This window comes from Flavilitoribacter nigricans DSM 23189 = NBRC 102662, from assembly GCF_002646595.1.
Lineage (GTDB): Bacteria > Bacteroidota > Bacteroidia > Chitinophagales > Saprospiraceae > Flavilitoribacter > Flavilitoribacter nigricans.
Window position 1 is genome coordinate 290,813 of record NZ_PDUD01000010.1, and the last position, 11,342, is coordinate 302,154.

Below are 11,342 nucleotides of genomic sequence, written 5' to 3' on the forward strand. Positions count from 1 at the left end.
CGATCATTTTTCGGGGAGCGTGAGTCGGGAGCGCAGTTTCGCCTCTTCCAGGCGGCGCACCCGGATGATGGAATCCAGGGCGATCTCCAGCAGGCTGTCGTGGGTAGCCAGACAGATGCTATCCCACATCGGGCGCAATTCCTGTACCCTTTCCAGGTACATGGTATCGATGAGGGCCCGTTCGCGGGAGGTCAGTTTGATCCGGATCTCATCCTGCTTTTTACAGCTTCCCAGGGACAACGCCAGTATCAGAAAAAGTATCAGGCTGGATTTAGTCGACATCGAGTACCTTTTTACGCAATTCAAAGTTTTTACCCAGATACACTTTGCGCACCATTTCATCGGCGGCCAGTTCTTCCGCCGTTCCGGCTTTCAGAATACTGCCTTCGAACATCAGGTAAGCACGATCCGTGATGGAGAGCGTCTCCTGCACGTTGTGGTCCGTGATCAGAATGCCGATATGTTTCGTTTTCAGTTTGGCTACGATGTACTGAATATCCTCCACGGCGATGGGGTCGATCCCAGCAAAAGGTTCATCCAGGAGGATAAAACGCGGATTGGTAGCCAGCGCCCGGGCGATCTCGGTCCGGCGGCGCTCCCCTCCGGAAAGTGTATCCCCACGGCTTTTCCGGACTTTTTCCAGACCAAACTCGTCGATCAGGTTTTCCAGCCGCCGTTCCTGCTCCTCCTTACTGATGTTGATCATTTCCAGTACGGCCTTAATGTTGTCCTCCACGCTGAGCTTGCGGAATACGGAGGGTTCCTGCGGCAGATAACCGATCCCCAGTTGGGCCCTCTTGTACATCGGCAGGTCCGTGATTACCTGATCGTTGAGGTACACCGCTCCGCCATTCGGTTTGATAAAACCCACCGTCATGTAAAAAGTGGTGGTCTTACCCGCTCCGTTCGGACCGAGCAGCCCCACGATCTCACCCTGGTTCACCTCAATTGAGACGCCCTTCACTACTTCCCGGCGACCGTAGAACTTCCTCAAACCCTCACTGCGCAGGATCATGCTATCTCCGTCCATATTGTCTTTTTGTACAAAAGTCTCCATTTATCGCTATTGGTGAAAGTCTGGCTTCCTCATTAACGCTTTGTTGACTAAAGCTGTTTAAATCAACTCCAAAATTAAGAAATTCAGCTGGTGGTGCAACCGGCAAACGACTGGAAAAGGTTTGTATGCCCGGGGACCGACCGGAGAATGTGGGAAAATCATCGTTTTGCCCCTTTTGCCTACACTACTGGACAAAACGGAAAAGAGTAGGTGACCAGGGGACCTGGAGAAAGGGAGAGGGCATTGCGTTGCTCTCCTTCACCTTGTCTTCCATTCTCCTGGTCTTTACCCGCATTTTTTCGTTTTGTCCGGTAGTTTACCTTTCGTCCTGGTCCAATGAAAAAGCCCTTAACGATCAGATCGTTAAGGGCTTTTAGGTGCAGTACGCTTTACCTTACGCCTGTTCTGTCAGGGCCGTGTGTTCGCTGTAACGCAGAATGTTACGGATAGCCTGATCAGAAGGGCTGAATTTTACCTTAGGCAGTTGCCGGTAAGCTTCAGAAAGCGATTCAAACTCCTCGCGCAGAGATACATCCTCATCAAGGGTCTCTTCAATAGCAAGGGTGTCGCAAAGATTAGTTTCTTGGTAAAGGTACTGGATCAAATGATTAGGAGTAAATTTTTGCTGCATATAGGGTGTTTTGTATGAATAAATGTGTTCTGCAAAAAAATCAACTATAGAACAGAAATTTACCGGGGGTTATTGTTTATTAGGATTATTTTTTTTAGGTAGCCCGCCGGCGCTTATGATTCCAGCATTTCAATCCGGTGACGGAAGATAAATTTGGGGGTAGAGCGGTACAATTTCCGGTACAGATCGAGGGCTTTCTTGCGCGCTTCCTCATCCGTCGGGTCGATGCGGTATCTTTCGAAATAGGCATTGGCGCTCTGATCCGGGTCAAATTCTCCCCGCAATAATTTATTCAGGATAGCGATGGCCTCGGCGGTATTCCCCTTGAGGAAGGTCACCCGCGCATCCAGCAGTTCGGCGTCGAACAGCAGATCGGGATTCCCCAGATCCAGCGCGATCCGCAGCGCCTCTTTCCGTACCCGTTCCAGTTCCTGCTCATCCTTCATTTCGATCAGTACCGCTCCTTTTTCCACCAGGCTGGCGCCCAGCACGAGCCGGTTATTGATGGAGCGGGCAATGTCGATGGCCCGGTTGTAGAAGTGCAGCGAACGCTCGTACTGTTGCGTATAGAAAAATACGTCGCCGAGGGTATTCACCGCTTTGGCGATCCCTTTTTTATAGCCCAGTTCTTCACAAAGCATCAGGTTCTTCTGCAGGTACTCGATGGCTTTGTGAAAATTTCCCTTGATGCTGTGCAGTTCACCGATGAGTCCCAGAGCAATAGCGATACCCTGCTTGTCTCCCAGTTCTTCGCAGATCTTGAGATCCTGATCGAAATGTTCCATAGCCCGGTCGTAATCGCCCTGCCGCTCGTAAACGCTGCCGATACAACCAATCGCAATGGAAGTAAGCAGTTTATTACCCAGTTCCTGGCTCAGGTCCAGACCTTTCCGGTAGGCGGAAAGGGCATTCCCGTAGTCGCCCTTTTCAAAAAAGACGATGCCCAGATTGGTGTATAAAGTAGCCATGCCCTGCTTATCGTTGCCGCGCTGGGCCACTGCGAGCTGTTTTTTCATTACCTCGATACCCCGGTCGAAATTGCCCTGATTCATGTGCGTAAGTCCCAGATTGGCCACAATATTGGCACTGCTGGCCATGCTGGTCTCCGTATATCCGAGGTCAATACTCTGCTCAAAATACGAGCGGGCCTCGTTGTATTTGCCCTGCCGGAAATTGAGGTTCCCCATATCACCGTAGGCACGGGCCATCCCGATGCGGTCTTCAATGGATTCGGAAAGACCGGCGGCGATCTGCAGATAATTGCTGGCCTTCTGGTAATCACCCCGCAGCATCAGCAGGCGACCGAGACTGTTGTTGGCCTGGCCGAGCAGCAACACGTCTCTCGACTTTTTGGCCAGTTGCAATGCGATCTCGTAGGCCTGCTGGCAGGCCTCCCATTTGCCGATGAGTTCCAGGACCTTGCCCTTTTTCAGATAGGTAGAGATCTCATCCACCCGGTCCGGCTGGCGGCCCAGCTTTTTCAGCAATTTCTCGTAGTATTCGAGCGCCTGCTGGTTCTGGAAATTCCGGCGGGCGTAGTCAGCCGCCTTCCGCAAATATTCACAGGTCTTATCAAAATCATCCGCCTGTTCGTAGTGGAACGCCAGATCGACGTAGCGCTCTTCCAGATTGTCTTTGTAAAGGCGTTCGATCGCTTCCGCGATCAACTGGTGCAGTTGTTGCAGGCGGGTACGCAGTTGCATACTGTATACCGCTTCCCGGAGCAGGGAATGGCGGAAGATGTAACGCAATTCGTTCATCGCCAGCCAGATCTGTCCTTTTTCGGCGGTTTTCACCTGCTCGTGCAGCAGAGCGATCGGGTTGTCGTGATTGAAATCATCCTGGGCTTTCATCACCTCACTCAGGATGGGTATCTCAAATTCGCGTCCGATCACGGCGGCAGCCTTAACTGTCTCTTTCACCAGTTTGGACAGGCGATCGATGCGGGCCGTCAGGATGGCGTTGATGGAATTCGAAAGCTTGACATTGGTATCTTCGATCGTCCAGGCGCCGTCCTCTTCCAGTAAAAGTTCACTTTCAGAGAAGTACTCCAGCACCTGTTCCAGATAGAAAGGATTGCTATTGGTGGTGCGCAGCAGCAATTCGTAAAACGAAGCACTGACCGGCCCGCCGAGTTTTAGTTCGGCGAAAGCACGCACGGCCTCCGGGCTAAGCAGATTCAGGTTGACCTCCATCCGCTTCAGGGGAGAATTCATCAGTGAGTTACTGATGAATTCCGGCTTTTCGCCTTCGTCCCGGTAACGGGAAGTGATCATGATCAGAATGGGGCGGTTGATGCTCTTCCGCATCAGTTCCTGCAGCAATTCCAGAGAGCTGTCGTCCAGCCAGTGGCCATCCTCAATTTCCACCACCAGGGGCTGGAGCAGGGATTCGGCCAGGAAGAGGTTCGTGACCGCAGCGATCGTATTCTGATAACGCCCCTTGGCATCCAGCAGATCCCAGAGGGAGTTGGTATAATGCACGCCGGTCAGCGCGGCCAGAACGGTACGGGTACGCTCCAGTTCATTGCGGATCCGGAGGGCTTCTTCGGTACCCAGATCTTCCAGGTGGCCTTCCAGCAAACGCAGGCGGCTTTCAAAATTGAAGCGATTGTATTCAATCGGTTCTTCGGAAGACTGCGCGAAGTAATTCTTCAGGAAATAGAGAAAAGCATTGAACGGTTTGCGCAGGATCTGATCCGCCTGGCAGGCCAGCCACTGAAAATCGGTGATGTCCTGCAACTTGTGCCGGATCTCAAAGGACAAGCGGCTTTTGCCGATACCGGCTTCCCCGAAAATGGACAATACGCCCCCTTTGCCTTCTGCAAAGACCTCCCGGGCAAAATCGAGGGTGTTTTCTAATTCCTCTTCCCGGGCGATCATTTTACCGATGTAGGATTTCTGATTCTCAAAATCCTTCCCGATCAGTTTGAAAGTGGGGATATTTCCTTCGATCCCCTTGTATTTGATATCTCCTTTATGGAGGAATTTGAAAGACTGATTGCGCCGGAGGTCGTCATCCACGAGGATCTCGCCCCAGTCGGCGTAGGTCATGAGCCGGGCCGCCAGATTGACGTGGTTGCCGACCGCTGCGTACTGGCAGCGTTGCTCTCCGCCCACAAAACCGGTATAGGCGGTACCGAAGGTGATCCCAACCCGGAAAGACTGCAGCGTAACATCATTTTGTTTACGCACTTCTTCCCGCACCGCACTGATAAACTCCAGCGCCCGTTCGGTCGTGTTTTCGAAGGTAATGGGTGCTCCGAAAAAGCCAACCATCACCGCACCTTTATCCCCGAAATCGATCTCCTTAAAATAGCCGGAGAAATTATTGATCTGGTCCAGGATCAGACTGGCAAATCGATCCATCAGTTCGTGGGTATCTATACCCTGAAAAGAGATGAATACCGATACGACCGTCCGGAATTCTCCCTCCGTCTGTACCTCGCGTACGGCTTTGGGCAGGAAGTGGGCGACCACCTCCGGTTTGGGAGCGGGATACTCAGCCTTCGGGATGGGTTCCAGACTGGCCGGCTTGCCGCCCAACAAGCGATAAAAAGCCAGATCCACCGGCTCCAGACCGAAAGTGTGATCCCCGAGCAGGGCGTAAATGGTATTGTCCAGAACGATGTCCTGGTCTTTGGCTTTGATCTGGGAAATGGCACAATTATCGATGGCCGAACCCCGGAAATAATAGGCCTTGTGCTTGGCGCCAACCACGCCCCATTCTACTTCTCCGTAGGAAAGACCGATCTTGATGCCAATGGTAAAGTCGCTGAACTGGTATTCGCGTTCACTAAAAAGACTGCGGGCCCGAATGGCCGTTTGCACCACATCCTGGGCCCGGATACCCGTGTCGGATACCGGGAAAATGGCCGTGAAGGCGTCTCCCGCAAAATAGGGAATGAAACCACCGCGTACGTAGACGAGATTGATCAGCGGCTCGAAGATATCGTTGAGGATGAGTGAAAGCTGTTCCGCACCGGTACTTTCTTCACGCATCAGGGACTGGGTAAGCGGCGTGAAGCCCGAAAGATCGATAAACATCGTATACGCCTCTATACTCCCCCGCCTTTCGCCCGCGGCAAATTTCTCCTGTATGAAATGTGGTATTAAGTGCTTCACTGCTTCTTTTAAATCCTACGCTTGAAAGTAAACCAAGGCCAAAACTACGATAGGTTTTGTAATCAATGGACAGTAATTGCCTAAATTATAAAACAAATTTGGCTTGGTTTCAAAACAGAAAGGTATAGTTTCTTGCAACTATACCTTTCATAATCGTAAAAAACTGGGATTATATTGAAAAAGCAATGAGTTTTTTTGAGAAGGGTGACCCAAAAACGGGATCACCGCGGGGGTTGATCCTTAGTTTCCAATGCCCATGATCTCCACGTCGCTTACATCCAGAATGCCGCGATTGATCTGGTCTCCGGTCTTGATATTGCTTACCTTGATATGGGAAGTTTCCTGACGATCCTCGTCTACCGTGGTCGCTTCGATGAGCACGCCGTAATTTTGGTAGATCATCATGGAATTGTCCTGCTTTTTACCTTTCCCGGCGCTGATGAAGCCGGAATAGAGCTGGTTCATATCCGCCTGTACTTCTTTGGTCAGCCAGGCGTTGGTGGTCGTGCCTGCTTCGGATTCAATGAGGTATTCCCGGCAGAAATAACCGTCGATCATTTTGGTATTGCCGGTAGGGGTGATCTTGACGTCCTCCATGACTTCATCCATATCCGGAGTGCCGAACATACCGCGATTCATCCGATACCCCTGACGCTTACCGTCTTTTTCCACAACGGTGGTCATGGTGCCTTTCTCGTTGTCCAGCAACATCAGCATCTCTTCTTCGTTTTCCTGCTTCATTTTCATGCCCAGCACCCAGGTGTCAAAGGTATATTCCACGTCGGTGGTTGTGGTCTTTCCCTTCTTTTCCGTACTGATCGACATATCAAAACTGATCGGAAAATCATTCTTAACCGGCTCCCAGTCTTCGGCTTCTCCGCCCATCATTCCGGCAATGGCTGCCTGCGCACGACGCTGGGCCTCCGCATCCTCGTAGGCTTCACTGTCTTCGTGATCACGGGCGTCTTCCGGCACGGTCCCTTCTTTGGTTTCTTCCGTCTTTTTCTTTTTCTTCTTCTTGCCAAATAAACCGTCAAATACATTGTCCAGGGCCTTGTCCACCGTTTTATCCACTTCCCTGTTTACCTTGGATTCCGCCCGGTGTTTGGCGCGGTTCTCAATTCTTTTGCCCACATTCTGGGCACTGAGCAGGTTGCTGGAAAGTAAGCCGGCAATCAAGAGTACAAGGATTCTGATTTTCATGATAAGGATAGTTTAAGATTTTGTTGCAAAGTTGTCGATACCTTAGTGGAGCGATTTCAGCAAACCGGATGGATCGGTAGCGAGGGTCTACCGCCGGCTCAAGCGTGATGCGCCACTGTTAATTCATACCCTGATTTTCAGAGAAGTTACGCATGTTTGTCGAAAAATTCCAGTCACTGGTCCGATCTGACGAAGGAAATGGGCTCCGGACCGCAGAAAAAACCACGATCATCTGCATTTTGAAAATAATGCGCCGGCCCGGTGAAAAAATAAACGGTCTTTTTTAAAAAGGATCCGGTGCTTGTCCGGCCGGCAAACCCAGCCTATCCGGTCACCATCCGGCAGATGGGATATCCCGCAGCTACTCCAATCTTTCGGAGGAGGAGTTGATTCCGAGTGTTGGTTAGGTTATATTTGTCTGCCGATAAAATCATTTGTGATGGATGCACCCAACCGGAAAATAACGCAATTGTACGCGGACGGGCTGGCTTACGAGGCGGCTGGGGATAGCTATCTGGCCATCAAACTTTTTAAGAAGATCATTCGCCTCGACAAGCACTGGCCTCCTGCCTACGCCAGGCTCGGCGCGATCTATACGTCGCGGGCCGAATGGAAGCCCGCTCATTACTATTGTAAAAAAGCCCTGGCTCTGGACCACGCCCAGCCGGACATCTGGTGGGCCCTCGGCATCTCGGCAACAGCCCTGAAAAAACGGGGGATCGCCAAGAGCGTCTGGAATAAATTCGGGCTCGATAATTTTAAAGCTAACAATCCGGTCTGTATCCGCCTGCGTTATCAGAAACGGATCGAGATCCTCTGGGTCCGGCCGATCGATCCGGCCCGCGGTGAGATCATCAACATTCCCCACCCCAATTCGGATCGCCGCTACCGGGATATCATCATCTACGACCGGGAAGTGATCGGCCACAATGTGATCGGTCGTCGCCGTGTGCCCATCATGGACGAACTGTCGCTCTACAAACGCTCCGGTTTCCGTACCTTCTCCTGTTCCCTCTACACGCAGGACGAAAACCACCTGCAAAGCCTGGAAAAATTGTGCCTGGAACACGGGCTCGGTTTTGAGATCTGGTCCAACAGTACCCAACAGATGATCCCCGCCAAAGAACAGGCCAATCCCGAGTATTTCAGTCGCGATATGCTGCCCAACACGGGATCCGACGGCTGTATCGTCGCCTTCGGCGCCTACGAACTGGTGGATGTGCAGACCGTACTCGAAAACTGGCGGGTGGTAAGTTTGCAGGGATACGGTGGCCTGCAGCGCCATTAGGCCTTTTCCGAGCATTCGTTCCCTCCCTTGTTACCCACCATTCCGACTTAATTCCGCATCTCTTTTTACAGGACTTAAATCGGAGAGATGCGAAGGATTTGGTGTTTTTGTCTGCTGTGGGGTCTAATTGGACTGAATTGCCAAAAGGAGCACTGGGTGCCGGCTTCCGGGACTACCATAAAGGAGGTTACCCCAGCCCCGTTCTTTGGAAACGGTCCGTCACCGGAAGCCGCCTGTATCCTGCCGATAGAAGAAATGCCCTATGCGCTCGTTTGCCATCAGCTCGAAACCCGGTCGGAACGAAGACAGTGCTCGGATCTCGTATTGAAAAACATCATCCGTAAAAATTTGCAGTACCCTCCGGATGCCGCTGATTATGAAGGAGTGGTATTCGTTTCCCTGATCATTCGAAAAGACGGTAGCCGGGGCGAGGCACGAATCCGTAGAGGGGGTCCCGCTTCCATCAACCAGGAGGCCCTCCGGTTGGCGGAATTGTTTCCTTCCTTTCACCCTGGCAGCTTTATGAGGCACCCAGCCGATGTGGAATTAAATATCCCAATCCGGTTTCCTCAGCAATAATCCCTTCCCCAGATAAATGCTAACCCACAAAAACCAATGCCATGCAAAAAGTCAATATTCTGCTCCAGATCATACTGATCGCTTTTTTTGGACTGTTTTGGCAGGTGGATCTGCTGCCGGCATTTCAGGCAGAAATAAAATTGCCGGTCGTTATTCAGGTGGAAGATGAGACGGCAGAACCACTGCCGCTTATGGCCTTGTGCAATTTACGGTATCCTCCCATCCCCGATGAGATCGTAAATTATGCTCCGGAAATGCCTTACCTCGCTTCCTGTGACTACATTTCCATTAAAGAAGAAAAAATGGAGTGCTCCGATCGGGAGATCTACCGGATCATTGCCGAAAATTTTCGCCCCCCAACCGCTAATCTGAAAGCCGGGATGGAGGGCGTGGTTTCTTTTGTCGTCCACGGTGACGGCGATATTTGGGCACCCGAAGTCGTACGAAGTGTGAATCCGGAATTTGATGCCGAAATGCGGCGAGTCGTTTATTTACTGCCCCGATTCATCCCGGGAAAAAAAGAAGGGAGAATTGTCCCGGTGCGACTCAAGATCCCGTTCCGGGTAGGCAGTATCCGAAGGTAGTCCCCTACGGTCAAATGGGAACGATGGCGGCCCGGATGGGACCGGTTTTGGCATATTTCCAAAATTTACCGCATCTTGGCCGCTAAAAAATGACCATTCGCCAGGCTACCGTTGCCGATTACGACCGGATCGCTCAGCTTTTCCGCAACACCATTTTGAACGTCAATATCCGGCACTACTCACCGGAACAGGTCAAGGTATGGTCCGAACGGGTTAAGGACACTCCCCGCTGGCTGCGTAAGATCACCGATCAGTATTTCCTGCTCGTAGAAGATGGGGACGAACTGCAGGGTATGGGTTCCATCACTCCGGACGGTTATCTGGATATGATGTACGTTTCCCACCTGCACCAGGGAAAGGGCATCGCCCGCATGCTGGTGGAAAAACTGGAAGCTTTCGCCCGCAAACGAGAGGTATCCCTGATCCGGGTAGATGTCAGCCTGACGGCCCGTCCTTTTTTCGAACGAATGGGTTTTCGGATAGTTCGCCCCCAGAAAGTGGAAATGGATGGCCTTATTTTTGATAATTTTGTCATGGAAAAACAGTTGTAGGCAAATAATACCGGACCCGCAAAGCACCTTAATGGAAGATATACTAACCAAGATCCAGTCACTCAAAGCACAACAGGACAGCATCGAACGGGCGCGGCGCTACCGGCAGGAACTGGAGCGTAACCGCAAGGCGCTGCAGTCCAAAGCCGACCAGCTGGGCCGGACTATGGACAAGGAACACCAGGACCTGCTGGATCTGGAGAAGTGGAGTGTGAAGGAATTGTTCATCAAGGTGATCAATAAGCAGGAACAACTGGAAAAGGAGAAAGAAGAGTATCTACAGGCGGCGATCGCTTTCCAGGATGCGAAAAAAGAACTGGAGATGCTGGATTTTGAGATTAACGTACTCCGGGAAAAAGAAAAAGGGGCAGAGACCATCAAAAAACAGATCCGGGAACTGTACGAACTCCGGGAAGCAGACATCCTGCAGCATCAGCCGGATCACCCACTAAAACCGGTACTCAGTGATCTGGCCCGCTGGAATCAGATCGATCGGGAACTCGAAGAGGCCATTCTCCACGGGGCTAATGCCCAGTCCTTACTCGAAGAGATCTCCCAGAATCTGCACCGGGCCAATAGCTGGGTGAACAACAATATGCGGGAAGTAGATTACCGGCTCCGGATGATCGCCGAGGAAGTGGACGAAGCCCGTCTGCGCTTGCCGAAACTACGTCTCGAATTCATGAAATTTGATCAGGAGATCAAGGAAGTCTACCAGTTCCCGGAGGTCCGTAACCTCGAGCAGCAAAATCCCGGATTAGAGCAGGTACAGCAACTCGCACAGGAACTTTCCGGTTTTATCCGGCAAATTACCCGCGGATTCTCCTACCACCGTGGTTTGCCCATCCAGCTGCATCAGATCCATACGCTATCCAATCATCTGCGCAATCAAATGGAGACCAGCGTCAAGTGGCTCCGGCTGGAACAGCAACGCACCCAGCGGGAATCGCTGCGACTGGAAGAGCAAAAACGGGAATTGCTGGGTTGAGCAGCGCATGGCCCAGCTACCGGATCGATAATTCAAGTTTTACCCCGTATCCCTTTCTCAGGAAAAATCTAGTAAGGAACATTAATAGTTAAAAATCGAAAACCAGAAATGACTGAATTTCACCGCGGAGGCGCAAAGGCGCTAAGCTTTTTAGTGAATTTGCCGACGGCAAATCCACTAACCTTTGCGTACTTAACCGTCAATGTCGCAAAAGATCGAAACATGAGTCATCGTACATTGCGATTGAACCCAAAATAGTGAAAGAATATTAGAATAAGAGTAGGAAGAGCGAGATAAGGCCGATGAGTCACCTGCTTCAAAAAGCCGTTCGGTATGT

The 11,342-nt window shown here is 51.4% G+C and carries 11 protein-coding genes; 6 read left to right on the plus strand and 5 right to left on the minus strand.

The annotated features are described in order from the left end of the window. Nucleotides 1–3: 3 nt before the first annotated feature. Complete coding sequence (locus CRP01_RS07325; protein ID WP_099149363.1) at nt 4–282, minus strand: hypothetical protein; 279 nt, start codon at nt 280–282, stop codon at nt 4–6. Further along, the gene (lptB, locus tag CRP01_RS07330) at nt 272–1,015 is read right to left on the minus strand and encodes an LPS export ABC transporter ATP-binding protein (RefSeq protein WP_099149383.1); all 744 of its coding nucleotides are present in this window, start codon (nt 1,013–1,015) and stop codon (nt 272–274) included. Before lptB ends, CRP01_RS07325 begins: the two co-directional genes overlap by 11 nt. A 167-nt stretch (nt 1,016–1,182) precedes the next feature. Here lptB and CRP01_RS41830 point away from each other — a divergent pair, with 167 nt between their 5' ends. Then, nucleotides 1,183–1,434: a hypothetical protein gene (locus tag CRP01_RS41830; protein ID WP_143473303.1), complete on the plus strand. Its 252-nt coding sequence runs from the start codon at nt 1,183–1,185 to the stop codon at nt 1,432–1,434. 17 nt (nt 1,435–1,451) lie between these two features. Here the strand turns inward: CRP01_RS41830 and CRP01_RS07335 are convergent, their stop codons facing one another. The 3 genes from CRP01_RS07335 to CRP01_RS07345 all read right to left on the minus strand — a co-directional run bounded on the left by CRP01_RS07335 (nt 1,452) and on the right by CRP01_RS07345 (nt 7,015). Next, nucleotides 1,452–1,688: a hypothetical protein gene (locus CRP01_RS07335; protein WP_099149364.1), complete on the minus strand. Its 237-nt coding sequence runs from the start codon at nt 1,686–1,688 to the stop codon at nt 1,452–1,454. Between the two features lie 113 nt (nt 1,689–1,801). After that, a complete protein-coding gene (locus tag CRP01_RS07340) occupies nt 1,802–5,812 on the minus strand; it encodes an adenylate/guanylate cyclase domain-containing protein (protein ID WP_099149365.1) in 4,011 nt (1,336 codons plus the stop codon). Nucleotides 5,813–6,052: 240 nt separating this feature from the next. Then, nucleotides 6,053–7,015: a hypothetical protein gene (locus CRP01_RS07345; RefSeq protein WP_099149366.1), complete on the minus strand. Its 963-nt coding sequence runs from the start codon at nt 7,013–7,015 to the stop codon at nt 6,053–6,055. A gap of 439 nt (nt 7,016–7,454) precedes the next feature. On the opposite strand from CRP01_RS07345, the gene CRP01_RS07350 reads away from it, so the two are divergent. The 5 genes from CRP01_RS07350 (at nt 7,455) to CRP01_RS07370 (ending at nt 11,005) form a co-directional block, all read left to right on the plus strand. Beyond that, the gene (locus CRP01_RS07350) at nt 7,455–8,303 is read left to right on the plus strand and encodes a tetratricopeptide repeat protein (protein ID WP_099149367.1); all 849 of its coding nucleotides are present in this window, start codon (nt 7,455–7,457) and stop codon (nt 8,301–8,303) included. 255 nt (nt 8,304–8,558) lie between these two features. Next, nucleotides 8,559–8,882, plus strand: coding sequence for an energy transducer TonB (locus CRP01_RS43410; protein ID WP_394337758.1), 324 nt, complete (start codon nt 8,559–8,561; stop codon nt 8,880–8,882). 41 nt (nt 8,883–8,923) lie between these two features. Then, a complete protein-coding gene (locus CRP01_RS07360; RefSeq protein WP_099149369.1) occupies nt 8,924–9,466 on the plus strand; it encodes an energy transducer TonB in 543 nt (180 codons plus the stop codon). Between the two features lie 89 nt (nt 9,467–9,555). Then, a complete protein-coding gene (locus CRP01_RS07365) occupies nt 9,556–10,017 on the plus strand; it encodes a GNAT family N-acetyltransferase (protein ID WP_099149370.1) in 462 nt (153 codons plus the stop codon). A gap of 31 nt (nt 10,018–10,048) precedes the next feature. Beyond that, nucleotides 10,049–11,005 carry a hypothetical protein gene (locus CRP01_RS07370; RefSeq protein ID WP_099149371.1) on the plus strand — a complete coding sequence of 319 codons (957 nt, stop codon included), beginning with the start codon at nt 10,049–10,051 and terminating at the stop codon, nt 11,003–11,005. Nucleotides 11,006–11,342 lie beyond the last annotated feature (337 nt).